Source organism: Prosthecobacter sp. (assembly GCF_044236155.1).
GTDB lineage: Bacteria > Verrucomicrobiota > Verrucomicrobiia > Verrucomicrobiales > Verrucomicrobiaceae > Prosthecobacter.
On sequence record NZ_JBIIHA010000004.1, the window covers coordinates 15,361 to 41,510 of the forward strand.

Below are 26,150 nucleotides of genomic sequence, written 5' to 3' on the forward strand. Positions count from 1 at the left end.
GCTTATTCCAGCACCTTGATCTTCAGATTCCGATACCACACCGGAGCCTGCGCCTTGCCGTGCAATCCTTGCAGGCCGATGGGGCCGCTGCGAGCAAAGTCTTTGAGCGCTTTCTTGAACTTGTTCGGCGTGCCGTCCGGGTTTTTACCGACCTCGGGCCAGTTGTCCAGGTTCGCGTCGATCACTGTCTCGCCGTTGAAGACCACAGTCACTTGCGGGCCTTTGCAGGTGATGGTGTAGCGGTTCCATTCGCCGACAGGCTTCGCCGCGCTCTTGCTGGGCGGCATCGCATCATAGATCGCGGCGACCATGCCGTATTTGCTGCCATCCGCGCTGTCGTGGACCTGGATTTCGAGCGCGGCGAGCACGTTCTTGATGTCTCCGGAACGGAGGAAGACGCCGCTGTTCGATTCCGGGGCCACCTTGAACTCAAGATCCAAGATGAAGTCGCCGTACGACTCCTTCGTCCAGAGCGTGTCGTGGTTCTTTGCCACGAGTTCCTTGCCCTCGAACACCCACCCGGCGGCATCGACCGCATTGGAGAGATCCGCGACGAAAAGGTCCTTCCAGCCCGTGGTGTCAGGGTGTTCGGCGGAGAAGGAAAGAGTCGAGACGAGAGCGAGGAGAGCGGCGTGGAGTTTCATGGGATGGTTGGGTCGGAATGAGCAGCCGCATTGAGCCAGCCGAGTTTTATTTGTCGAGGAGGATTTCCTCCAGCACACGGCCGTCCTGCTGCGGCAGCTTCAGGCCCATCAGCTTCGCGATCGTGGGCGCGACGTCGAGATTGGCCATGCGATCGAGCACGACGCCTTTTTTAATGCCGCGTCCGCTGGCGATGAAGATGCCGTCGAGTTCGGGGTCGCCGTTGAAGAAGCCGTGCGTGCCTCCGTAGTTCGTCGTGGGCGCGGTCACGGCGTCGCCGGCGGCTGCGTTGTTGAAGGCGTGGCCATCCTTGGCGTAGAGCACGAGATCGCCCATGCCCTGATTTTCCTCCGGCGTCGGCATTCCGAGTGTGTGGCCGTCTTTGCCTTCGATGACGCGGCCCACGCCCTCGGTCTGCTCGAACATGGCCTTCAGCTTCGGCAGCAGCTCGGCCTTGCGGGCGGGATCGTTCACATAGACGAAGGCCATGCCGCCCTGCGTCATGCAATACGCATCACAGGTGGTGATCGTGGAGCCGAGCGCGGTCGCGAGGCCGGCTTTTTTTAGCACGACGTTTGGATACACATACTTCGACACCTTTTTGAAGCCGTGATCCGTGGCGATAACGAACGTGGTTCGATCGCGAAGGCCGCTTTCATCGACGGCCTTCACTAGATCGCCGACGAGCTTGTCCGCGTAGGCCAGCGCCGTGTGACTGGCCATCGAACCCGGCCCGTAGGTGTGATGCGTCGCATCGGTGTTGAGCGTGTGATAGAGCAGCAGGTTCGGCTTGTGCGTCTGGAAGATGTGGATCGCGGCTTTGGTCCACATGTTGTCGAGAAAGGTCACGCTCTTGCGCTTCGGTCCCATTTGCATCCACTCGATGTGCTCCGGTGTGACAGTGCCGGCGGCGATCATCTCCTTCACGACGGGGCTTTCGGCCTCCGGCAGCTCCGCGAAGCTCCAGGTGATGGTGCCGGGTCGTGTCACGGCCACCCAGTCGGACTCCGCCGTGGTCAGGCCGCTCTGATGCGCGATGTCATACAGCGTCGGCACATGCACCAGCTTCGATTTGTCCACCCAGGGCTCGATCTTCGCGGGTTTGTTGCCTTCCTGTCGCACGAGCAGGCCGTTGAAGAGCACGCCATGCTTGCGCGGCTCCACACCGGTGACGAGCGTGGTGTGGTTGATCCAGGTGATCGACGGATTGCTGACCGTCATGGCCTTCGTGCTTGCACCGTCGGCGGCCAGCTTCCGCAGGTTCGGCACTTGCAGAGATGGATCATTCCACATCCATGCCGGGAAACCGTCGAGGCTGATCAAGATGACGTGATGTTCCTTGCTGCTCGATTTTGAGCAGGCGGTCAAACCGTGAACAATGACGATGCCAAGGGCGAGAAGGGCGCTAAATTTCATCCGGAGCGAAGGGTTACGGGCGCGCCGCCCGTTTGCTTTCCCTCCATGAAGCTCGCCGCCCTTTTCCTGCTGACCGCCATGTCCGTTCACGCCGTCGAAATCATCGCCCATCGCGGCTTCTCCGCGCGCGCGCCCGAGAACACGCTCGCCGCCTTCGAGCTGGCATGGAAGAGCGGAAGTGACGCGTGCGAGCTCGACGTCTATCTCACTGCCGACGGGAAAACGGCCGTGATTCACGACAAGGACACGAAACGCACCGCCGGCGTGACGCTCGATGTGGCGGCTTCAAAGCAGGTCGAGCTCACCGCGCTCGACGCCGGCTCATGGAAAGGCCAGGAGTGGGCGGGTGAGAAGATTCCGACGCTGGAGCAGGCGCTGGCGACCTTGCCGAAGGGAAAGCAGCGTTTCTTCATCGAGGTCAAATGCGGCGCGGAGATCGTGCCGGAGCTGAAGCGCATCCTGGAGCCGATGAAGGATCGCGCGGCCCAGCTCGCGATCATCGCCTTCAAACGCGACGCGGCGGCGGAATCGAAAAAGGCGATGCCGTGGATCAAAGTTTACCGCCTCGCCTCCGGCAAAACGAAGGACAAGAAGCCCACGGACTTAACAAAACTCATCGCCGACACGAAAGCGGACAAGCTCGACGGCCTCGACCTCGGGGCGACTGATTTTCCATGGGATGAGGCGATGGTGAAACAGATACGTGACGCGGGTTTCGGCGTCTACGTCTGGACGGTGAACAAACCGGCGGACGTGCAGCGCTTTGCCAAACTCGGCGTCGATGGCATCACCACGGACGACCCTGTGATGGCGGCAGAGGCGCTGCGTTGATTCTTGTGGAGTGGCGGCGAATCGTCGCCAAAGGAGAAGCTTCCCGCTTTAGGCGACGAGTCGTCGCCACTCCAAATTCCATGTCACCCATCACCCCAGCCGTCATCTCCGCCAAGGACCTGCGCCTTCAATTCGGCCTGCAGCAGGTCTTCAATGACGCGACGATGAGCGTGCATGAGGGCGAAAAGCTCGGTCTCGTCGGCAGAAACGGCAGCGGCAAGACAAGTCTCATGCGCATCATCGCGGGTGTGGAGAATCCGGACAGCGGCACGGTTTCACGCCGAAACGGCATGATCACGGGCTACCTGGCACAGGAGTTCACGCTCGATGAAAACGCAACGGTGCTCGAAAATGTGCGTTCCGGCGCTCAGGCGCTGCTTGACATGGTCGCGCGCTATGAATCCGGCGACTACAAGCCGGAGCAAGAGGCGGAGCTCCTGCATCAGATCCAACTGCATGACGGCTGGGGTGTGGAGACACGCATCACCACCGTCATGAATGAACTCGGCCTGCCCGCGGCGGACCGCATCGTCAACGGACTCTCCGGCGGCGAGAAGCGCCGTGTCGCGCTCGCACGCACGTTGGTGGCCCAGCCGGATCTGCTGCTGCTGGACGAACCGACGAACCATCTCGACGCGGAATCCATCGAATGGCTGGAGAAGTTCCTGCGCGATTTCACCGGCGCGGTGCTGTTCGTCACACACGACCGCTATTTCCTCAATCGCATCGCCACGCGCATCATCGAGATCGACGATGCGCGCATCTACAGCCATCCGGGCAATTACAGCGCGTATCTCGAAAGCAAGGCGCTGCGCGAATCCGTCGAGGCGAACACCGAACGCCGTCGTCAGGCCTACTTGCGGCATGAGCTGGAGTTTGTGCGCGCTGGAGTGAAGGCGCAGCGCCGTAAATCACGCACGCGGCTGGATGAATTCGACCGCGTGGCAGCGCTCGACGCGCCGGAGGAGGATTTGGTGATGGATTTGATCATCCCGCCCGCCCCGCCGCTGGCGAACACGATCATCGAGGCCAAAAACATCGGCGCGCATGTCGGTGATCGCTGGCTCTTCAGCCACCTCGACCTCAGCTTCGAGCCCGGCACCTGCACCGGCATCATCGGCCGCAACGGTCTCGGCAAAACCACGCTGCTGCGCATCCTGATGGGCGAGCAGCAGCCGAACGAAGGCAGCGTCGCCATCGGGAAGCGCACGATCTTCAACTACGTCGATCAGCAGCGTCTGCTGCTCGATCCTGAAAAGAGCGTCATGGAAGAAGTCGCCGGCCCCATGTCCGACTTCGTCCAGTTCGGCGATGAGAAGCTGCATGTGCGCACCTACCTGCGCCGCTTCCTCTTCACTGACGAACGGGTCACCATGCGTGTGAAGGAGCTCAGCGGCGGCGAGCAAAGCCGCGTGCTTCTTGCGAAGATCCTGCGCCGCGGCGGCAACTTCCTCATCCTCGACGAGCCGACGAATGACCTCGACCTCGCCACCATGCGCGTGCTGGAGGAGGCCATCCTCGCCTTCAAAGGCTGCGTGCTCGTCGTCAGCCACGACCGTTACTTCCTCGACCGCGTTTGCGATAGGATCATCGCCTTTGAAGGCCATGGCCGCATTCACGAATGCGCCGGGAACTACAGCTACTACCAGGAAAAACGCGCCCAACAGGCTGCGGCGGAAGCCGCTGTCATCAGCGTGCCTGTGAAAAAGGAAAAGCCAGCTTCCACAACGAAACCGCGCAAGATGACCAACCGCGAATTGCGCGAGCTTTCCGAGCTGGAAGGCCAGATTGCTTCGCTTGAATCTGAAATAGCCACGATGGAAGCGGAGCTGATCAATCCTGAGTTTTTCGTGAAACTCGGCGCCGGCACAAACGACTATCTTGCGAAGGTCGAAGGCAGAAAAGCCGAGCTCGATGCCAAATTCACCCGCTGGGCCGAGCTTGAGGAGATCAAGGCGGCATGCGCTCCGACGTGATGCCCGGGCATGATGAGTCGGAGCATGGCCGCTGTGCCCAAGTGACTATTCGGCTTGTTGCGCCACCGAGTTTTCGGGGGGGCTAGTGTGAAGCCAGGGCGATCTTGCGCGGCTCGTGGGGCTGGCGAGAATGCATGGTCACCATCCCACCCTTCATCCTCTCTTTGTCCGACATGCTCTCCGGTATCTTTCCTGTCATTCCCACGTTGTTCACGACCACGAACGAGCTCGATCTCGAGGCGCAGCGGCGGGTGATTCGCTTTGCGCTGGAGTCGGGTGCGCATGGGGTGGTGTTTCCGGGGGTGGCGAGTGAATACAGCCATCTCTCGCTCGCGGAGCGCGAGACCTTGCTGGCGCTGACGGCGGAGGAAGTGGGCGGTCGGGTGCCGCTGGTGGGCGGAGCGAGCGCGGCGAATGCCGCGGATGTGATCGCGGCGGGCCAGATCGCGATGCGGCATGGCATCCGGCATTTGATGATCATGGCACCGCAGGGTCTCGGAACCGATCTGGCGGCCCAGCAGCGCTTTTTTGCCGACATCGCGGCCGGTTTGCCCGGCGCGGAGATCATCCTGCAAAATGCGCCGGTGCCCACCGGAGCCGGTTTGAGCGCGGAGGCCATCATCGAGATCGCGAAGGCCATCCCGGCCATCACGTATGTCAAAGAGGAGACGCTGCCGTCCGGGCCGGCGATCACCGCGATTCGTGCGGCTGGCATCCCGCATGTGAAGGGCGTCTTCGGCGGTGGTGGTGCTCGCTACATCATTGATGAGCTGGAACGCGGAGCGTGCGGCGCAATGCCGGCGGTGGAGCTCACGGACCTGCATGTGGCGCTGTCGCGTGCGTTTGCGGAAGGCAATCGCGCCGAGGCGCGGCGGCTTTATGGCTTGAGCCTGCCGCTGCTGGTCTCACAAGCGCTTTATCGCATGCGGCTGACGAAGCACGTGCTGGCCTGTCGCGGTCTCGGCAATACCGCGCATGTCCGCGCCGCCTTGCCGGAGATGGATGCCTTCACGCTGCGCGATGTGGAAACGATGCTCGCAGACCTTCGCGAAGCCATGAAGTGAGGCCCGCGCCCCATCACTCCAGTTCTCCAACACTCCACGCCTGCTCCGCCAATGCCCACCCGCATCCCGCATCTCCGCTGGTGGATCGCCGCGCTGCTGTTTTTCTCCACGGTGATCAACTACGTGGACCGGCAGACTTTGTCGGTGCTGGCGCCGGTGCTGACGAAGGAGCTCGGCATCACCGAGGTGGAATACTCGAACATCCTCACCGCGTTTCTCGCCGCTTACACGGTGATGTATGTCGGCTCGGGCTTCCTCGTCGATCGCTGGGGGGCGCGAGTGGCGCTGTTTGTGTTCGTCGTGTGGTGGTCGCTGGCGAACATGTCGCACGCGCTCGTCGTCGGTGTGTGGTCGCTGGGCGTGTTGCGCTTTTTGCTCGGCCTGGGCGAGTCCGGCAACTTCATGGCGGCCTTCCGCGTGGTGAGCGAGTGGTATCCGGCGAAGGAGCGGGCGCTCGTGCATGGCATCATCCAGGGTGGTGCGGCCATCGGCGCGATCCTCACGCCGCCGCTGATCACGTGGATCTATGCGCACCACGGCTGGCAGCCGGCCTTTGTCGTCACGGGGGGCCTGGGGCTCGTGTGGGCCGCGCTGTGGCTGCTGCTTTATCATCCACCGGACAAGCATCCGTGCATCACCGAGGAAGAACGCGCTCTCGTGCTCGCGGAGGCGGTGACGACTGCTCCAGCGAATCGCGCTTCGTGGCGGCAACTCGCGCGTCATTCGGAGATGTGGGGGCTGATGGCCTCGCGTTTCCTTTCTGATCCCGTGTGGTGGTTTTATCTCTTCTGGCTGCCGAAGTATCTCGTGGAGCAGCGTGGCTTCACGATGCTGGAAATGGGCATGCTGGCCTGGATTCCCTATCTGGCGGCGGACCTCGGTGCGCTCTTTGGAGGTTGGTTGAGCGGACGTTTCATCGCCAAAGGCACCGGCGTGCTGTCTTCGCGACTTCGCGTGATGCTGCCGTGTGCGCTCATCATGCCCGTGTCGCTCGCGATCCATCATGCGCCCTCGCGGACGATGACGATCACGCTCATCTGCCTCGTGACCTTTGCGCACATGGCGTGGAAGACGAACCAGAACACACTCACGAACGATCTCTTCCCGAAGCCGCTCATCGGCTCCGTGTCCGGCCTGCTGGCCTTTGGCACCGGCCTCGGCGGCACGCTCTTCACCTGGATGACCGGCCACGTCGTGCAAGCCTTCGGCTACGGCACCATCTTCATCATCATGGGCCTCCTGCACCCCGTCTCCTACCTCATCACCTGGCGATTCGTGCGGAAACCGGTCGTGGTGGTGGAGCGCGGGGGAATGGAGTAGTGGAGTGATGGAGTATTGGGGCATTGCCCGCCGCACTCCACCACTCCACCACCTCGCCATGCGCATCCGCTCTCTCCATGCCATCCCTGTCCGCTTGCCGCGTGATCTCGCCAGTTCGCGAGGCACGGCAGGGTCGCCGACGTCGCTGGCGGGCAGTGGGGGGTATCGATGGTCCACGGCTTATCCGGTGCTCTACTCGGTGAACTTCGAAACCGCGCTCGTGCGCATCGAGCTGGAAAACGGCCTCGTCGGCTGGGGCGAGGCGCAGGCGCCGCTCGCGCCCGAGGTGGCGTGCAGCATCGTCACGCATCTGTTGAGCGCGGCGTTGGAGGGCGAGGACTTCGATGGCCGGCCGGAGCGCATCGAGGAGCTTTGGGAGCGCATGTATGCCACCATGCGCGTGCGCGGCCAGACCGGCGGCTTCATGCTCGATGCCATGAGCGGCGTGGACATTGCGCTGTGGGATCTCGCGGGCAAAATGGCCGGCAAACCGGTGTGCGCGCTGCTTTCCGATTCGCCAAAGCCGCGCATCCCCGCCTACCTCAGCGGCACCTCCGGCGCGTCGGTGGCCGAGCGGGCCGCGTTTGCCGCGCGATATGCCGATGAAGGCCTCTCGCTCGTGAAAATCTACTTCGAGAGCGAATGGAGCGCGCTACTTGCGATCGCGGATGCCTTGCCAAAGGGCATGCAGTTTGCCGTCGATGCCCTCTGGCATCTGCCGCCGGAGCAGGCCACCGCCATGGCCCGCGAGCTCGATGCCCGCAACGCCCGCTGGCTGGAGTGCCCGCTGTATCCCGAGGAGATCGAGGCGCACGCCCGGCTCGCCGCTGCCATCCGCACGCCCCTCGCGCTCGGCGAGAGCTACCGCACGCTGCATGAGTTGCAGCCCTTCCTCGGCATCGCGCAGATTTTGCAGCCTGATCTCGGTCGCAGCGGCATCACCGGCTCCCGGCGCATCGCGCAGGCGTTTTCCGGGCAGGTCATCCCGCACCTCAGCATCGCCATGGGCCCACAAATCGCCGCCGCCCTGCATTTCGCCGCCGCCACGGAGAATTGTGCGTTGTGCGAGTTCAATCCGCACGTGCTCGACACCGCGAACACCTTCCTCCGCACGCCCCTCCGCCGCCAAGGCCCCGATTACCACCTCCCCGACACCCCCGGCCTCGGCATCGAGTGGAACGAGCGGTTTGAGGCGATCGTTGGGATGGGGTGAGAAGGCCTAAATGGCAGCGATGGTGACCAAGAGCTCCAGCGCCGTCGACCCGTTCTGGTGTGTCGTCAATCGTTGCTAAATGTCCATTTCATGACTCCCCATAGTAAACCTGACGGACATCTGCCTGCCACTTCAGAAACACGTCAATCACAGGCTGAGGAAGAGCGCCGGCAGCATCCAAATCAGGCATAGGATGGACAAAAGCGTCTGATACACCGTGGTCGAAAATCCCACCTGCAATGTTCGGCTCACGGAAGACCAAAAGGGGCAGGCCGAGAGCGTATAGAATACCAGCCTCAAGATGATTCCATGGTGTGGGATAGCCCAAGTTCTCGCACTCACCACCGCCATCGCACTTCTCGAGACCTCTCCGAATCTCCACTTTCGGAGCGAAGTGCTGCTCAAATCCGAGTATCATGGCACCTACACATCGCCTCCCGATAACCAGCACTTCTCTAAGCGGGAGATGAGTGGGGTAATCTGATTGACCCAGCGCTCTCGGCTCAAGTCCAAAGGTGTCCAATACAGCAAATATAGCCTTTCGAACGGCCATCTGTTTGGGATTGAGCTTCGTTGGACTCGACACAAAGACGGGGATTTTCATGGGCGGGCGATGGACTCTGTTTCTTTGGCGAACGTTGGTAATCCACACTTACTTCTATGTGGACGAACCCGCCCCAGCCTAGCCAGCCACCATTTCTTTGGCAAGCAACGGCTTCCTCATCGCGTGCGACATGCGGTGCCTCCCCCCCGAGTTTTCGGGGGTGACTCAGCGCAAAGGAAGCCTGCGGCGTGGCGTTGGTATCGCCGTCACCATGCCTTCCTGTTTTCGCTCCCGGACTTTGTTTGCCTTTGCCAGCCTGCTCACTGCCTCCACCGCCGTGGCGGAGGAGCCGTTTGAGGCGTTTTTGAAAACCCACTGCATCCGCTGTCATGGGCCGGAGAAGGAGAAGGGGGATCTGCGCATCGATGAGCTCTCGCGTGACTTCCAACTCGGCGCGGACACGCATCATTGGGCGGAGGTGATCGAAAACGTAAACTCGGGCGAGATGCCGCCGAAGAAGGACAAGGAGAAGAAGCCGACGCAGGCGGAGATCGCGGCCTTTGTGACGAATCTCGATGCGCTGATGAAGCAGGGTCGCGCGGCCCGCATGGCGCAGCGGCCGGCGGTGGCGCATTACCGGCTGAGCCGGAAGGAGTATCAAAACACGGTCTATGACCTGCTGGGCGTGCGCTACGATCCCACGAAGCCGGGCGAGCTGAACGAGGACAACCTGTGGCATGGCTTTGAGCGCATCGGCTCGGAGCTGTCGCTCTCGCCCTCGCATGTGGACCGCTACTACCGCGCGGCGGAGCTGGTGCTGGATCGTGCGTTTCCCACCGCGACGAGCGAGGCACGCAAGGTGCGCAAGACCGCGGCGGATCTGCGCTACGGCGGCGGCAAGGAGCAGCAGGCGGCGCTGGACCGCTTCGGCATCAAGCGGCCGCTGCGTTACCTGATGTTCCCTGGCACGACTCAGAATGCGCTTTCGCCCAACTGGTTTGGCAAGACGGGGCCGGAGCACAGCGGGCTCTACAAGCTGCGCATCCAGGCCAGCGGCATCCGCCCGCCGGACGGTCAGACGGCGCATCTGAGCATCGGCAAGAAGACGGGCGAGGAGACGGTGGATGGCATGATCGAGTTCGACATCACCGCGCCGGAGGACAAGCCGCAGGTGTATGAGTTTGAGGTCTTCCTCGAAATGCCCGCGCAGCTCGACTTTTGCGTGGTGGCCACGGATGTGGTGGATCGCCGGCAGGGCGCGGCCTTTCGCAATGCGCTGGGCAGCCGCGGTGGCTACATTTTCACGCACAGCAGCGAGACGATGCTCTTAAACCCGAACGCGCCGCAGATGTTCGACGAAAAGGGCAATGGCATCTTCTCCACCGTGCTGCTCGACTGGATCGAGTGGGAAGGCCCGCTGGTCTCCGACGCGGAGAAAGCACGGCGCAAGGACGTGGTGCCGCCTGATGATGCCACACCGGAGGTGGTGGCGGCGCATTTGCAGAAGTTCGCCGAGCGTGCGTGGCGTCGCCCAGTGAAGCTGGAGGAGCTGGAGCAGTATTTGAAGTCGTATCGCGATGAGCGCGACGCGGGCGAAAAGCTCGTCGATGCCTATCGCGTGGCTTTGCAGGGCGTGCTGACCTCGCGGCACTTCATCTACATCGTCGAGGGCGATCCGGTGGCCCGCGAGCAACTCACCGACTCCGAGCTCGCCACGCGGCTCTCGTATTTCCTGTGGAGCTCGATGCCCGATGACGCGCTCTTCACCGCGGCGAAATCCGGCACGCTGAAGGGCGATGCTTTGAAGAAGGAGATCGACCGCATGCTCGCCGATGGCAAAACGAGCCGCTTCATCGACGATTTCGCGCGTCAGTGGCTGCAACTGAACCGCGTGGGCATGTTTCCGCCGGACAAGAAGCTCTATCCGACCTACGACGCGTGGCTGGAGGAAAGCATGCGCAACGAACCGGTGGAGTTCTTCCGCGAGATGTTCACGAACAACACGTCCATCGACGGCTTCATCGAGTCCGACTGGACCGTGGCGAACGCACGCCTGTGCGGCTTTTACGGCCTGCCGGAACCGGCCAAGGGCGGCTTTCAACGCGTCTCGCTCAAGCCGGAGCATCATCGCGGCGGCCTGCTCACCATGGGCGCCGTGCTCGGCCTTACCTCCGATGGCACGCGCCATCGTCCGGTGCATCGCGGTGTGTGGCTGAGCGAGGTCGTGCTCGGCAAGCCACCGCCTCCACCACCCGCCAACGTCCCCGCCATCGAGCCTCCGACGCCGCAAAGCCCCAAGGCCACGCTGCGCCAAAAGATCGAAGCCCACCGCGAAGACGTCAACTGCGCCGCCTGCCACGCAAAGATCGACCCGCTAGGCCTCGCCTGGGACAACTACGACGCCATCGGCCAGTGGCGCACCCGCGAAAAAATCCCCGCCGGTGTCGGAGAGGACCCCGTGATCAACTCCAGCGGCGCCATGCCCGACGGACGCGCCTTCAAGGACGTCAACGAGTTCAAACAACGCCTCCTCGAAGACCGCGACAAACTCGCCCGCGCCTTCATCGACCACCTCTGCACCTACGCCCTCCGCCGCCCGGTCGCGTTTGATGATCAGGATGATCTCCAGGCCATCGCGACCGAGGCGAAGAAGAGCGGTTACCGCATCAAAGACATCGTGCGTGCGGTGGCGATGTCGGAGCTGTTGAGGAAGCGGTGACGGGAGTGTTGGAGTGTTGGAGTAATGGAATGATGACGAATGAGCACTGAACGACGAAACAAGAACCGCGGATACCAGCAATTGCTGGTGTGGCAGGATGCTGTCGAGTTGTATGGGCTTACCTGGAGTGCTGTGCGGGGCTGGCCTTTTGAGCTGAAGAAGCTCGCATCACAATCCATGGCCTCCAGTGACTCGGTCCACCGCAACATCGCCGAGGGTTACTGCCGCCGCACCATCCGAGAGTATCTCCAGCACCTGAATATCGCGTTGGGGTCACTCGGGGAAACGCTTTCAGGTTTCATCGCCTACTCACGAAACGGCCAGATCGATCCCTCCACCTTTGAACAGCTCGACACGTTGATTTTCCGACTCGAAAACCGCCTCCTCAAACTCGTCGAATCCCTCGAACACAAGCGCAACGCCAACGACTGGACCGAAACCCTGATCGTTCGCGAAGCTCCCAGTGAATACGGCACCGACCCCGCCATCACCCACGACCTCAGCGTCCTGATGGATGGGGTGGTGGAGTAATAGAGTGTTGGAAAAATGACACCGACCGCAGCCCCCATCACTCCAATACTCCGCCACTCCAGTTCTCCAATACTCCATCACTCCACCGCCTCCTCTCCATGAACATCCAAACTCAATCCTGGCTCCTCAATCGCCGCCACTCGCTGAAAGCGCTCGGTAGCTTCATCTCCCTTCCAATGCTCGAATGCATGGTTCCACTCCGCGCGGCTGAGAGTGCGACTGCGACGCCGAAGCGCAGTGCTTTCATCTACCTCGCGAACGGGGTGCACTCGCTGAACTACCAGATTTTGAAGGAGGGCAAAGGCTATGAGTTCTCCCGCTCGCTGAAGCCGTTGGAGAAGCATCGCAATGTGATCACGCCGATCAGTGGTCTGCATCACCCGGGCAGCCTGTCACATCATCACAATTGCATCTCCGTGTGGCTCACGGGTGGCAAGCTCGGTCCTTCGGATCGCAACACGATCTCCGTGGACCAGAAGATGGCGGAGATCACCGCTCCGCACACGCGCTACCCGTCGATGGAGGTCGCGCTCACGCAGGGTTCGCTGGCCTGGACGGCCGATGGCGTGCAATTGCCGGCGCTGCGTCGTTGCAGCGAGATTTTCGCCTCCCTCTTTGAAGAACCGAAAGGCGGCAAAATGGCCCAGCGACGTGCTTTGCGTCGCAAGGGCAGTGTGTTGGACGCGAACCTCGCCGAGGTGCGCAGTTTGGAGAAGAAGATGGGCGCGGAGGACAAAGGGCGCATGGAGCAATACCTCACCTCCGTGCGCGAGGCGGAGATCCGCACGCGCCGTGCGGATGCGTGGCTCGACACGCCGCTGCCGGTCATTTCCGATGCCGACCGCAAGCGCACGAACCGTGATGTCGCGCAAACGATGGCCGGCGATTACTTCCGCACGGTGTATGACCTCATGGTGCTCGCGTTTCAGACGGATGTGACCCGCGTGGCTACCTTCAGCCTCGGCGGCGAGGGCGATGCTTTTTCCATTCCCGAGATCGGCATCACCGAATCGCGCCACCAGCTCAGCCATCACGGCGGCGATGCCGGTTACATGGAAAAGCTCACGAACTACGATGCCTTCGCGATCGAGCAGTTCAGCTACTTCCTCACGCGCCTTTCGGAGACGAAAGACCTGGGCGGCAAGCCGCTTCTCGACACCACGATGTCGCTCTTTGGCAGCGGCATGTGCTACGGCCACAGCCACGGCAATGCGAATCTACCGCTCGTGCTCGCCGGCGGCTCAAGCCTCGGCTTGAAGCATGGCAGCCATCTCGACTTCAACAAGCAGGCCAAAGGCTTCGCAGGCTACTCGCTCGGCCAGGACGGTGCCCTCACCACGGCCCACTATCAAGTCTGCAGCCGCCCGGTGAACTCCGACGCCCACATGAGCAATCTCCTCCTCCTCATGGCCCAGCGCATGGGCGTGGAGACGGACAAGTTTGGCGATAGCAACAAGGTGATCGCGATCTGACCTGGAGCAGTGGAGTGATGGATTTTTGGAGGGATGCACCCGAGCATTGCTTCATCTCGCCATTGCACCACTCGCGCTCTCCATCTCTCCACCACCAGGGTCGAACATGTCACAACCACCACTCCATCACTCCACCATTCCATCGAACCGATGGTTCATGGCGCTGTGCATGGGAATCACGATACTCATCACCGCTGCGCGTGCCGCCGACGAGCCCTTTCGCCCCGAACCCGGCAAGTTCCCGCCTCTCGAAAAAGCGCACTCGTATCGCGGTGAGCTCGTCTTCGTCGATCATGCGAATCGGCGTGGCAGCATTCGCGTGGCGGGATCGGGCATGTTTCGTCGGAATGATCCGCATCCGTTCGCGATGCTGCCGTATGGTGTCGTGAGGTATCACGGAGCACCGGCGGACCTGCGGGACATCCCACTCGGCACGGTGCTGCATGTGCATGCTTTTCTCCCGCCGGACCCGAAGACCTCCGCCGTGCCCGTGCTGCCGGTGAACAACAAGGACAAGGACGCGAACCACAATCGCGGTGCGGGCATCTTCCCCGCAGAGAACCACGTCCTGCTCCTCGAAGACGAGCCGAGCCGCTGCCAGCGCGAGGGTTTGACCTGGAAGCTGAAGGAGGTGGAGGTCAAAAACTGCGAGGGCATGCTCATCGCCAGCTGTGAAGCCAAGCAAGGCATCAACAACAAGGCCGAAGACGAGACTTTCACCTTCGATGCCGCCACGCGCGTATGGCGCGGTCGCGAGTGCCTTCTCGTTCAACACCTGATCGACGACGGCGCATGGCCTGCGGATGGCAAAAAGGCTCTCGACGGGCAATCCGTCATGCTCGGCTTCACCTGGAAGCCCACGCTCGGAGGTGTGTTCACCCGTTTTCATGTCTCGGACATCTGGCTTGATGACGCAGCGATGCAACACGCGGCACTGCGCCAGACAGAAACGCACAAGGCCTTCATGCGCAGCCGCTGGTTGCCCGGATGGGTCGATGCGGTCGAGTATGGCAAGTTCGGTCGCGCCACCGTGACGGCGACCTTGTTCGGCGGCATGGATGCCTCGCTCTACGAGGAGTTTCGCAAGGGCGTGCCCGCTGTGATGAACAGCGTCGAAAACACGCTCAAGCATATCGAAGGCGGCAGTGCCGGCCCCACGCAGATGGCTGCACGCGGCACCATCCACGAGGTCATCCAAACATCCGGAAAAGCTCCGCTCGGCAGCAGCGGCATCCAGATTCGTTTCGAGACCGACCTCATCACCGAAGGCATGCGCCCCACGCGCATCGTCCGCGTGCGCCCCGCGAGCTGGCCGGACGTGCACCTGCCACGCGAGGAATACATCAACCAGGGCAGCATCGAAGAGCGCTTCCCGACTCCCGACATTTTTCCGAAATACTGACACACTTATGAAGCCGTTCTTTGTTCCTCGTTCCTGGTTCTTTGTTCCTTCAGCATGCCTTGCTCTTGCGTGTGCGGTCGTCATTAACGTCAACGCCGCCAATAACGAACCAAGCACGAAGAACCAAGAACAAGAAACCGCCCCCTTCCGCCCCGAAGCTGGCAAGTTTCCACCTTTGGACAAAGCGCACACCTACCGTGGTGAACTCGTTTTCGTGGATCATGCGAACCGTCGCGGCAGCATCCGCGTGCAGGGATCGGGCATGTTTTTTCGCAATGATCCGCATCCTTTCGCCATGCTGCCGTATGGCATCGTGCGGTATCACGGCGCACCGGCGGACCTGCGTGACATCCCGCTCGGCACTGTGATGCATGTGCATGCGTTTCTCCCGCCAGACCCCAAGACCTCCGCCGTGCCGGTGTTGGCACTCGACAGCGGTAAAAAGGACGCGAACCACAATCGCGGCGCAGGCATCTTCCCGCCAGAAAACCACGTCCTGCTGCTCGAGGACGAGCCCAGCCACTGCCAGCGTGAGGGTTTGAACTGGAAGCTCAAAGAGATCGAGATCAAAGACAACGCAGGCCTCCTCATCGCGACACGCGAACCGAAAAAAGGAGGCGACGGCAAGGCCACCGAGGAAAAGCTGACCTTCGATGCCGCCACCCGCGTGTGGCGTGGCCGCGAAAGCCTCAGCATCGAAGACCTCGTCACCGAAGGCGCTTGGCCCAAACACGGCAAAAAAGCACTCAACGGCCAGTCGGTGCTCCTCGGCATCACCTGGAGGCCCACACCGGATGGCATCTTCACCCGCTTCCATGTTTCCGACATTTGGCTCGACGACACCGCCATGCAACGCGCTGCGAAGAATCAAACCGAGACCCACAAAGCCTTCATCCGCAGTCGCTGGATGCCCGCGTGGATCGACGCGGTCGAGTATGGCAAGTTCGGCCGCGCCACCGTGACCGCCACTTTGTTCGGAGGCATGGACCCATCGCTCTACGCCGATTTCACCAAAGGCACCTCCACCATGATGAACGCCGTCGAAAACACACTCAAACACACCCACGGCGCCTACGGCCCTGCGCACATGTGCTCCCGCGGCACGCTTCTCGAAGTAACCAAGACGCCCGGCGAAGCCCCGCTCGGCAGCAGCGGCATTCAAATTCGATTCGAGACCGATCTCATCATCGAAGGCATCCGCCCCACCCGCGTCGTCCGCATCCGCCCCAGCAGCTGGCCGCAAGTCCAAGTCCCCCGCGAGGAATACCTCCAAGACGGCGCCAACATGGACGAACGCTTCCCAACGCCCGCCATTTTTCCGAAGTATTGAACCAGAGCGTTCTAGGTTCCTGGTTTTTCGTTAGCCGGGAAGAGCCAAGAACTAAGAACCAGGAACGAAAACATGAGATTCCCCATCGCCCTCCTCCTCGCTTCGCTCAGCATGTTGCATGCTGCCGCGCCCGGTCTTTCCCGGATCACCTCGCGCGCCGATCTCGATGCCGTCATCACGGCCACCAGCGATTCGGCATTGAAGCAAGCACTCAGCGACCACGCCGCCGCCATTGTCACCGCCGCACAGCAGCATCCGCATGTCGTAGCCGTCATCCGCACGATCGAGAGCGCACCGGGCGCCTTCACGAAGGTCAACACCACGCCCGATGCCTTGAAGAAGGTAGCTGGCGGCGACATTGCGATCTTTGACACGCTCACCCAGGTCAGCACCAACATTTTGGGAGGCAAGGCTCACGATCACCGCACGGAGAACGCCGATCCCTACAACGCCGCATTCATCGAGCACCTCGGACACATTGCGTCGCTGGAGTCGGTCAAGCTGGAGGCGTCGGGCATCGAGGACGCTTGGGTAGCTCCGCTTCTCAAGCTCAAGAAGTTGAAGAGCCTGAGTGTGAGCGGCTTTGGCAGACTGGGCGATGCCAGCCTGGCTCAGCTCCAGCAACTCACCGAGTGTCCTGATCTCACCAACCTCGAACTGGCCTATTTTGGCAAAGCCACCGACGCGGGATGGGAAAAGCTGGCGGGTTTGAAGAACCTGGAGTCGTTCACACCACGAGGCGCGGGGTATCCCGGTCACTTCTTCGCGAAGTTCGATGGCTGGACGAAGCTGAAGCGCATCAACTTCCACAGCAACGGCCTGGATGACGAAGGTCTCGGCTATGTGTGTGAAAAGTTCCCCAATCTCGAGTTCATCAAGCTTTGGCACTCGAAGCAGCTCACCGACGCCGGTGCGGAGCACTTCAAGAAGCTCAAGCGCCTCACCGGCATCGAAATTAGCTGCGCCAAGGCCACCGCAGGCCTCATGAAGCACCTGCGCGAGCTGCCGATGGAATACGTGGCACTTGAGTATGGCGTGTGCAGTCCGGCCGCAGAAGCCATCGCCACCGTCAAAGCCATTCCCACCCTTCGCAAACTCTCGCTGGATGCCAAAGCCTTCACCGACGCCGATCTCACCGCCGTGGCTGGCGTCACTCAGATCAAGGAACTCTCCCTCTCGAATCTCGAACTGCCCGACACCCGACTCTCGCACTTCCAAGCCTTTGCCCACCTCAAAACCCTCACGCTCGTCCGCTACGGCAAAGGCTACCCTGATGAAACTCAGGCCAAAGTGAAGGCCCTGCTGCCCAAAGTGGACGTGAAGTTTGCGAAGTGAGCTTGTCGTGACGTAGGTAGCTGCATGCGTTTTCTGGCACTCATTCCCTTCTGCACGGTCCCCGCCCTCGCGGTGGATTTCGTGCGCGAAGTGCGGCCGATCTTTGAAAAGCACTGCTACGAGTGCCACGGCGCTGAAAAACAGAAGAACGACTACCGACTCGACATCAAGGCGGTGGCATTGAAGCACGTCACGCCGCGAAAGAGCGCGGAAAGCCAGCTTTTCCGCTTCGTCAGCGGTTTGGAAAAAGACACGCCCATGCCGCCGAAGTCGAAGCTGAGCAGTGCGGAGATCGAAACGCTGAAACGCTGGATCGATGAAGGCGCGAACTGGCCTGATGGCGTGGATGTGGCGAAATTGGAGGACAAAACGGACTGGTGGGCCTTCAAGCCACTCTCCAAACCTCAAGGCGGAGCTGTGGATGACTTCATTCGAGCGAAGCTCCAAGAAAAAGGCCTCACACCCGCTCCCCGCGCGAATTCACGCACGCTGATCCGCCGGCTCTACTTTGATCTCACCGGCCTGCCGCCCACACCGTCGGACTTGTCAGACTGGTCCGACCTGTCGGACGAACGCTACGAAAAGCTCGTCGATCATCTTCTCGCCTCGCCCCGCTACGGCGAGCGCTGGGCGCGGCACTGGCTGGATGCCGTGCATTACGGCGAAACGCACGGCTACGACAAAGACAAGCCGCGCATGAACGCCTGGCCTTACCGCGACTACGTCATCCGGGCGCTGAACAACGACAAACCTTACGCCCGTTTCATTGAGGAGCAGATCGCTGGAGATGCGCTCTATCCCGGCACGGTGGATGGCATCACGGCACTTGGGTTCATCGCCGCAGGGCCGTGGGACTACATCGGCCATGCGGAGGTGCCGGAGACGAAGCTCGATGGCAAGATCGCCCGGCATCTCGATCGCGATGACATGGTGCAAAACGCCATCGGCACCGTGTGCAGCCTCACCGTGCAGTGTGCGCAGTGCCACTATCACAAATTCGATCCCATCTCGCAGGAGGACTACTATTCGCTGCACGCCGTCTTCGCCGGCATCGACCGCACGGAGGTCGATTACTACCCGGATGACGCGTCGATGCAGAAGTTCGCCGCGCTTCAAAAGCAGAAGAAGCAGATCACGGATACCATCACGGCATTGGAGGAGCCTTTGAAGAAAAAAGCCGGTGAAGCCTATACCTACCTCAGCAAGCGCATCGACGGTGCGGCGGAGAAAAGCGCGAATCCGAATGCGAAACCTGATTTCGGCTATCACAGCGCCATTTCGCCAACGCAGGATGCCGTGAAGTGGGTGCAGGTCGATCTCGGCAAGAGCGTGCAGGTCGAGCGCATCGTGCTGAAGCCCTGTTACGACGACTTTGGCAAGATCGGCGGCGGCTTCGGCTTCCCGGTGCGCTTCAAAATCGAGGTCAGCGATGATCCCACCTTCCAGACCGGCGTCACGCTCGTGTGGCGGAAGCACGACGCCACCTTCATGAATGATTTCGCCAATCCGGGTCTGAAGCCTTTCGAAAGCGGCACCGCAGGCGATGACGGCGTCACGGGCCGCTTTGTGCGTGTCACTGCGGTGAAACTCGCACCGCGCCGAAACGACTACATCTTCGCTCTCGCCGAGATGGAGGTCTATGACAGCAAAACCGGCCCCAATCTGGCCGCAGGCCGCCCCGTGACCTCCCTCGACAGCATCGAGGCCGCGCCGCGCTGGCGAAAAGCGAATCTCACTGACGGCATCGCCCCCGAAAGCCGCAGCGAAGAGGACAAACTAAAGCTCATCCGCGAACGCGATGCCCTCATGCTCGCTCAGGCCGATGAGGCCACGAAAACGAAACTGCGTGAAGCTCGCAAGAAACGCGATGCCCTACCGCAATTGCCCGCACCGCAGAAAGTGTATGCCGGAGCCGTCCACTACGGCAGCGGTGCTTTCAAAGGCACGCACGGTATTCCACGAACGATCCAAGTGCTGAAACGTGGCGATGTGAAGCAACCCGCTCAAGAGGTGAGCCCAGGTGCTGTCAGCACGCTTGGCCGATTGTTTGATCTGCCTTTCCAAGTCAGCGGCGATCACGAAGCCGCCCGCCGGGCCGCTTTGGCGAAATGGATCACGGACAAGAATAACGCGCTCACCTGGCGCAGCATCGTGAATCGCGTGTGGCAGCATCACTTTGGCCGCGGCCTCGTCGAAACCGCCAACGACTTTGGCCGCATGGGCGCGAAGCCGAGCCATCCCGAGCTGCTGGATTGGCTGGCGGTGACCTTCCGCGATGACATGGGCGGCAGCTTGAAGAAGCTGCACAAGCTCATCGTGATGAGTGAGACGTATCGTAGAACGAGTTTTCCAACTCGTTCAGGCAACGAGTTCGAAAACTCGTTCTACGCCCACCAAACCCGCCGCAAGCTCGACGCCGAGGCAATCCGCGACTCCATCCTCGCCGTCAGCGGCAAACTCGACCTCACGATAGGCGGGCCGAGCTTTCAGGACTTCATTATCGACAAGCCGCAGCACTCGCCGCACTACGAATACCATCTGCACGATCCCGAGGATCCGAAAAGCCACCGCCGCAGCATCTACCGCTTCATCGTGCGCAGCCAGCAGCAGCCCTTCATGACCGTGCTCGACTGCGCTGATCCCTCCATGCGGGTGGACAAGCGCAACGAATCCCTCAGCCCGCTTCAAGCCCTCGCCATGATGAACAACGGCCTCACCGTCACCATGGCGAAACACTTCGCCGCGCATGCCGGCAGCGTGAGACGCGCCTTCCAACTCGCACTCGCACGCGAACCAACGGAGGAGGAAATCACCGCCCTCGAAGCCTACGCGAAACGGGAAGGCCTCGAAAACGCCTGCCGCGTGATTTTAAACCTCAACGAATTCAGCTTTGTAGATTGAAGCAGGATCAGTGATTGCAAGTTTGCGACCATGTGGACGCTTTAGAGCCATGACTTGGTCTCAAAACTATGATCCTCTCGGCAATCTGATCTTCTCGTCGCTCGTGGCGGCGTTGCCTGTGGTGCTGCTGCTGGGGTTGCTGGCGTTCTGGCATGTGCGGGCGCATTTCGCGGCACTGGCAGGGCTGGTGGCGGCGGCGGTGATCGCGGTGTTTGTCTATCACATGCCAGCACAGCTTGCAGGCATGGCGGCACTGAATGGGGCCGTGTTTGGCCTGTTTCCCATCGGCTGGATCGTGCTGAACGCGATGTTCGTTTACAACCTGAGCGTGGAGACACGGCAGTTTGAGATAATGCAGAAACAGATCGCGGGTGTGTCTGGTGATCGACGCATCCAGGCGCTGATGATCGCGTTTTGCTTTGGGGCCTTCATCGAAGGTGCCGCAGGCTTTGGTGCACCCGTGGCAATCACGGGGGCTTTGATGATTGGGCTGGGTTTCAAACCGCTCGAAGCAGCCAAGCTGGCGTTGATTGGAAACACGGCTCCGGTGGCGTTTGGATCGCTGGGCATCCCGCTGACGACAATGGCGGAGATCACGGGGCTCGACCTGATGAAGCTGAGTGCGATGGTGGGCAGGCAGTTGCCGATCTTTTCTTTGCTCGTGCCGTTTTGGCTGGTGGCAGCGCAGGTGGGCTGGCGTGGCATGGTGGCGATTTGGCCAGCCTGTTTCGTCACGGGGTCGAGCTTTGCGGTGATGCAGTTTTTGATGAGCAATTTCCACGGCCCGTGGCTTGTCGATATCGCCAGCGCAGTGGTGGCGATGGCTGCGCTCGTGCTCTTCATGAAAGTGTGGAAGCCCAGTGATGCCGCAGATGAAACGATCGACGATACCACCACCACGGCGGGAGCTTGGAAAGCCTGGCTACCATGGATCTTCCTGACACTTTTTGTTTTTGTCTGGGGCACTCCGCAGGTGAAGTCGGCACTGAATGCGCTCTTCAATCGCGAGATCGCGGTGCCGATGCTGCACCTTGCCGTGGAGAAGGTACCACCTGTAGTGCCGCACGTGGAGATGGAGAAGGCGGTCTTCAAACTGAACCTGCTGAGCTCGGCGGGCACGTCAGCGATGCTCGCGGGAATGCTCGCTGGCCTGTGCCTTGGCGTGTCGCCACGTGAGCTGCTCGGCATTTATGGACGCACGATCTGGAAGCTGCGCGTCTCCTTGCTCACCATATCTCTGATGCTCGCGATGGGTTACGTCACACGCTACAGCGGCACGGATACCACGATGGGCCTGATGATGGCTTCCACTGGCGTGCTATTCCCCTTCTTCTCACCCATCATCGGCTGGCTCGGCGTGGCGCTCACGGGCAGCGACACAGCGTCGAACGTGCTTTTTGGCAATCTTCAGCAAGTCACGGCGAACCAACTAAACCTCTCGCCAGTTCACATGGCGGCATCCAACAGCTCCGGTGGCGTCATGGGCAAGATGATCGACGCGCAAAGCATCGTCGTCGCCGCCGTAGCGACGGGTGGGCGCGAAGACAGCCCCGATGCGGGCACGGTGCTGCGCTCTGTCTTTTGGCACAGCGTAGCGCTCGCTCTCCTCATGGGCCTGCTGGTGATGGCGCAGGCCTATTGGCTGCCGTGGATGATTGTGAAGTAAGGCTCCACGGTCCACGTATGATCAACATGCTCACCCGCCGCCAGCTTTTACAGACCGCCGGACAAGGTTTTGGCTCGCTCGCTTTTGCTTCATTGCAGGCGGGAGAAACCGCGCATCGCTCGCAGGTCATCGCGCCAAAGGCGAAACGTGTGGTGCAGCTCTTCATGGGCGGCGCAGCGAGTCACATCGACCTCTTTGATTTCAAACCAGCACTCATCAAGCATCACGGCGAGGAGTCGAACTTCGGCGAGACGGTGGAGGCTTTTCAAAACGGGCTCGGGCCGTGGAAGAAGCCCGTGTGGGACTTCAAACCATACGGACAGAGCGGCAAGATGCTCAGCGATGCCGTGGTGCCGCTCGGTGCGTGTGCGGATGACATGGCCTTCGTGCATAACATGGTCGGCAAAACGGGCGTGCATTCGCAAGGCACGCTGCTTCAAGCCACGGGCTTCAACTTGCCCGGCTTTCCCGGCATGGGCTGCTGGGTGAGCTATGCGCTCGGTTCGATCAGCGACAATTTGCCCACTTTTGTCGTGCTGCCGGATCATCGCGGCTTTGCTTCCAACGGCCCGAAGAACTGGGACAGCGCTTTTTTGCCCTCGCAGCATGCCGGAACGATCATTTATCCCGGCGCGGAGACACCCATCGCGGATTTGTTTCCGCACAAAAACGGCCGCTACATCAGCGCGAGATCGGATCGAGGCGGTTTTGATCTTCTGGAGCAACTCAATCGCAAACACGCCGCGCTGCGTGAGGAGGATTCGCGACTCGAAAGCCGCATCCAGAGCTACGAACTGGCCGCGAAGATGCAACTCGCCGCGCCGGAGGCTCTCGACATCTCGAAGGAGTCCGACGCGATGAAAACGATGTATGGCATTCAGGAGCATCGCAAAGTGTGGCCCACGGAGATCAATGCCGAGGAAGAGGCCGATTACATGGGCCGCAAGTGCCTGGCGGCGCGTCGCTTACTCGAACGCGGCGTGCGCTTTGTGCAAATCTGGAGTGGTAACGACAACGGGTTCCCGCGTCGCAATTGGGACTCGCACGAAGATGTGGAGCGTGACCACGGTCCGCTGGCCTGGGGCATGGCGAAGGCGGTTTCAGCGCTCATTCTGGATCTGAAGCAGCGCGGCCTGCTCGACGAGACGATCATTTTGTGGACCACCGAGTTTGGACGCATGCCGAGCACGCAGGGTGGCAAGGGTCGCGACCACAATCCGTATGTTTTTACGAACTGGCTCTGCGGTGGCGGCATCAAAGGCGGCGTCACCGCCGGTGAAAGCGACCAGTGGGGCTACAAGCCGCTTGACCGCGCCAATCCCACGACCTGCTACGACATCCACGCGACGATGATGCACCTCCTCGGCATCGACCACGAAAAGCTCACCGTTCGCCACAACGGCATCGACCGACGGCTCACGGATGTTCACGGGCATGTGATCCATGATTTGGTGGTGTAAATGGAAGCGGCTTTGCCTTGTCCTGACACCTGTGAAAGAACCGCGCCGCGGGCGCTCCACGGCTCACGTCAATCGCACTTCTCCACCACGAGATCCTTCACGCTCAGGGTGCCGTAGGAAAAGCCGATGCTGAGATTGGTCTTCGCCGCGTTGATGGAGGAGTGTTCGTAGGTCTTGATGAAGTCGCCGACTTTGATGGTGGCTTTGGAGCCGCGCAGTTCGACGCTCACATGGGTCCATTCGCCGGGCTTGAGCTTCAAGGCGGCCTCGTTGGCGAGGGCGATGGACTTGTGGTCTTTGCTGTCGGTCGGAAACGCGCGCACAGCGGCACCGGCCGCGCTGAAGACGATGCGGAACACATGTCCCTTCTCTCCGTTGGCGGTGAAGACGACGGTTTTCGTGCTGGTGTCCGGTTTCACGGAGAAACGGATCGCTGCGTCGGTGTAGGCGAGGTCGTAAAAGAGGATCGGGCCGTGGTCTTTGTTCTTCTTGTAGAGCTCGTCGTCCTGCGTGCACGTGGCGGTCTTGTCGGCGAATTTCCACTCTCCGCGCATGGCGCGGCGTTGCTGGATCTTCGGCGCGGAGAAGTCGTCTTGCAGGAGCGGGGCGTCGGCGGCGAAGGCTGTGGTGGCGATGAGGAGAAGAACGGGGTGTTTCATGGCAGCTTCTTGGCGATCTTGTTGAAGCCGGCGCGCACGGTGCCGTCATGTCCGATGAGAGGCTGCGGATTCGCCACGCGGCCGAGTTCGCGCACGCCGGGAGCGTCCTTGGTTTTGTCGCCGAGGTCGGCTTTCATGCTTTCGGCGTGCTTTTCGAGCTGCGCGACGATGTCGGCGTGCTCTTTGGCCACGTTGGTGGTCTCGCCGATGTCGGTGTCGAGGTTGAAGAGCTGTTTCGTGGCGAATTGATACTTCCACGGGCCGCTGCGCACGGCCTCGAGGTTGAAACCACGGTAGTAGTGAAACACCTCATGGCCTGCCGCGCCGTTTTCCCCGAGCAGCACGGGCGAGATGTCTTTTCCATCGAGCTTTAGTTCGCCGATGGCCTTGCAGCGCGCCAGCGAGCCAAAGGTGGGCAGCAGGTCCATGTGCGCGGTGATGGCCTTCGTCTGCGAGCCGGCGGCGACCTTGCCGGGCCACCAAGCGAGCGTGCAGACGCGCATGCCGCCCTCGAGCGTGCTGCCCTTGCTGCCGCGCAGCGGGGTGTTGTCCGCGCCCTGGTTGGTGGGTCCGCCGTTGTCGCTGGTGAAGATGACGAGCGTGTTCGAGTCGAGCTTCAACTCGCGCAGCGTGTCGAGCACCTGGCCGACGGACCAGTCCACCTCCATGACCCAGTCCTTTTGCAGGCTGATGCCTGATTTGCCCATGTAATCCGGGTGCGGGTAATGCGGGAAGTGCACGGCATTGTGCGGCAGGTAGAGGAAGAAGGGCTTCTTCTGGTTCTCGCGGATGAATTTCACAGCCCGCTCCGTGTAGCGGCGCGTGAAGGTGTGATGCTCGGCGACTTTGACGCGCTCGACGACATTGTGGTCATCCACGAGCGGCAACGGTGGCTGCGCGTTGCCTTTGAGGCCGGTTTCAGGCTCGGAATCGCCGCCTTTGCCGTTTTTGGTTTCCTTGCCCTTGTTGTTGTCCTTCGGCAACGGCTTGTCGGGATTGCTCTTCGAGCCCTCGGAGGCCGGCCCCATGTCGTTCGAGTAAGGAATGCCGAAGTAGTGGTCGAAACCCTGGGCGGTGGGCAGAAACTCCGGCTGATCGCCGAGATGCCACTTCCCCACGCAGGCGGTGGCGTAGCCCGCACCCCTCAGCACCTCAGCCACGGTGGTCGTTTTGGGATTCAAACCGACCGCGGCCGCAGGAAACAGCACGCCGGGGATCGGCAGTACGCGTTTCGGGTAGCAGCCGCTCATCATGGCAGCGCGGGAAGGGGAGCAGACTGGCGCAGCATAGTGGCTTGTGAGCTTCATGCCCTCCTTCGCCATGCGGTCGAGCTGCGGTGTGGCCACTTTGCCCCCAAACGGGCCGATGTCGGCGTACCCGAGGTCGTCGATGTTGATGAGGATGAAATTCGGCTGCCCATCCTTCGCTGAAGCTTCGGAGGGCAAGGTGGCCGAAAACAACAAAACCAGAGCCGGGCAAAGCGAGACAGCCAGCGCCACGAAGCGTGCGCTGCGCCGCAGGAGTGAGCGCAGTGGAGCAATGACTAATGACGAAAGGAGGAGGACGGTAAGTCGGCGCATGGGACACGTGAAACGGGACTAGCGCAGCCATCTTACGGCCCACGTCCCCACAGATTGAAACCTCCCCACCAGACCTTCTTTCCCATTTT

Annotated in this window: 19 protein-coding genes; 14 read left to right on the forward strand and 5 right to left on the reverse strand. The window is 61.2% G+C overall.

The features are described from left to right. Positions 1-2: 2 nt before the first annotated feature. The gene (locus ACILSE_RS05075) at positions 3-644 is read right to left on the reverse strand and encodes a DUF1080 domain-containing protein (protein ID WP_395716276.1); all 642 of its coding nucleotides are present in this window, start codon (positions 642-644) and stop codon (positions 3-5) included. Between the two features lie 46 nt (positions 645-690). After that, a complete protein-coding gene (locus ACILSE_RS05080) occupies positions 691-2,058 on the reverse strand; it encodes an alkaline phosphatase family protein (protein ID WP_395716277.1) in 1,368 nt (455 codons plus the stop codon). Between the two features lie 45 nt (positions 2,059-2,103). On the opposite strand from ACILSE_RS05080, the gene ACILSE_RS05085 reads away from it, so the two are divergent. The 5 genes from ACILSE_RS05085 (at position 2,104) to ACILSE_RS05105 (ending at position 8,462) form a co-directional block, all read left to right on the forward strand. Continuing rightward, positions 2,104-2,889: a glycerophosphodiester phosphodiesterase gene (locus ACILSE_RS05085; RefSeq protein WP_395716278.1), complete on the forward strand. Its 786-nt coding sequence runs from the start codon at positions 2,104-2,106 to the stop codon at positions 2,887-2,889. 80 nt (positions 2,890-2,969) lie between these two features. Beyond that, positions 2,970-4,865 carry an ABC-F family ATP-binding cassette domain-containing protein gene (locus ACILSE_RS05090; RefSeq protein ID WP_395716279.1) on the forward strand — a complete coding sequence of 632 codons (1,896 nt, stop codon included), beginning with the start codon at positions 2,970-2,972 and terminating at the stop codon, positions 4,863-4,865. A gap of 134 nt (positions 4,866-4,999) precedes the next feature. After that, on the forward strand, positions 5,000-5,929 hold the full coding sequence (locus ACILSE_RS05095; protein ID WP_395716280.1) for a dihydrodipicolinate synthase family protein: 930 nt from the start codon (positions 5,000-5,002) through the stop codon (positions 5,927-5,929). A gap of 51 nt (positions 5,930-5,980) precedes the next feature. After that, complete coding sequence (locus tag ACILSE_RS05100) at positions 5,981-7,249, forward strand: MFS transporter (RefSeq protein ID WP_395716281.1); 1,269 nt, start codon at positions 5,981-5,983, stop codon at positions 7,247-7,249. Positions 7,250-7,307: 58 nt separating this feature from the next. After that, positions 7,308-8,462, forward strand: a complete 1,155-nt coding sequence (locus tag ACILSE_RS05105; RefSeq protein WP_395716282.1) for a mandelate racemase/muconate lactonizing enzyme family protein — start codon at positions 7,308-7,310, stop codon at positions 8,460-8,462. 88 nt (positions 8,463-8,550) lie between these two features. On the opposite strand, the gene ACILSE_RS05110 is transcribed toward ACILSE_RS05105, so the two are convergent. Next, on the reverse strand, positions 8,551-9,066 hold the full coding sequence (locus ACILSE_RS05110) for a hypothetical protein (RefSeq protein ID WP_395716283.1): 516 nt from the start codon (positions 9,064-9,066) through the stop codon (positions 8,551-8,553). A gap of 211 nt (positions 9,067-9,277) precedes the next feature. Between ACILSE_RS05110 and ACILSE_RS05115 the strand changes: the two genes are divergently transcribed. The 9 genes from ACILSE_RS05115 to ACILSE_RS05155 all read left to right on the forward strand — a co-directional run bounded on the left by ACILSE_RS05115 (position 9,278) and on the right by ACILSE_RS05155 (position 23,822). Next, positions 9,278-11,725, forward strand: coding sequence for a DUF1592 domain-containing protein (locus ACILSE_RS05115; protein ID WP_395716284.1), 2,448 nt, complete (start codon positions 9,278-9,280; stop codon positions 11,723-11,725). Positions 11,726-11,764: 39 nt separating this feature from the next. Further along, the gene (locus tag ACILSE_RS05120) at positions 11,765-12,256 is read left to right on the forward strand and encodes a four helix bundle protein (protein ID WP_395716285.1); all 492 of its coding nucleotides are present in this window, start codon (positions 11,765-11,767) and stop codon (positions 12,254-12,256) included. A 98-nt stretch (positions 12,257-12,354) separates the two neighbouring features. Continuing rightward, positions 12,355-13,728, forward strand: coding sequence for a DUF1552 domain-containing protein (locus tag ACILSE_RS05125; RefSeq protein WP_395716286.1), 1,374 nt, complete (start codon positions 12,355-12,357; stop codon positions 13,726-13,728). 106 nt (positions 13,729-13,834) lie between these two features. Continuing rightward, positions 13,835-15,130 (forward strand): hypothetical protein, encoded by a 1,296-nt coding sequence (locus ACILSE_RS05130; RefSeq protein ID WP_395716287.1) that lies wholly within the window; start codon positions 13,835-13,837, stop codon positions 15,128-15,130. Between the two features lie 175 nt (positions 15,131-15,305). Further along, a complete protein-coding gene (locus ACILSE_RS05135) occupies positions 15,306-16,460 on the forward strand; it encodes a hypothetical protein (protein ID WP_395716288.1) in 1,155 nt (384 codons plus the stop codon). A gap of 72 nt (positions 16,461-16,532) precedes the next feature. Further along, complete coding sequence (locus ACILSE_RS05140; RefSeq protein WP_395716289.1) at positions 16,533-17,795, forward strand: G protein-coupled receptor LGR4; 1,263 nt, start codon at positions 16,533-16,535, stop codon at positions 17,793-17,795. Between the two features lie 24 nt (positions 17,796-17,819). After that, on the forward strand, positions 17,820-20,696 hold the full coding sequence (locus ACILSE_RS05145; protein WP_395716290.1) for a DUF1553 domain-containing protein: 2,877 nt from the start codon (positions 17,820-17,822) through the stop codon (positions 20,694-20,696). A gap of 49 nt (positions 20,697-20,745) precedes the next feature. Continuing rightward, the gene (locus ACILSE_RS05150; protein WP_395716291.1) at positions 20,746-22,362 is read left to right on the forward strand and encodes an L-lactate permease; all 1,617 of its coding nucleotides are present in this window, start codon (positions 20,746-20,748) and stop codon (positions 22,360-22,362) included. Between the two features lie 26 nt (positions 22,363-22,388). Further along, positions 22,389-23,822 (forward strand): DUF1501 domain-containing protein, encoded by a 1,434-nt coding sequence (locus ACILSE_RS05155; RefSeq protein WP_395716292.1) that lies wholly within the window; start codon positions 22,389-22,391, stop codon positions 23,820-23,822. A 68-nt stretch (positions 23,823-23,890) separates the two neighbouring features. Here the strand turns inward: ACILSE_RS05155 and ACILSE_RS05160 are convergent, their stop codons facing one another. After that, complete coding sequence (locus tag ACILSE_RS05160; protein WP_395716293.1) at positions 23,891-24,481, reverse strand: hypothetical protein; 591 nt, start codon at positions 24,479-24,481, stop codon at positions 23,891-23,893. After that, positions 24,478-26,061: a sulfatase gene (locus ACILSE_RS05165; protein ID WP_395716294.1), complete on the reverse strand. Its 1,584-nt coding sequence runs from the start codon at positions 26,059-26,061 to the stop codon at positions 24,478-24,480. Before ACILSE_RS05165 ends, ACILSE_RS05160 begins: the two co-directional genes overlap by 4 nt. Positions 26,062-26,150: the final 89 nt, after the last annotated feature.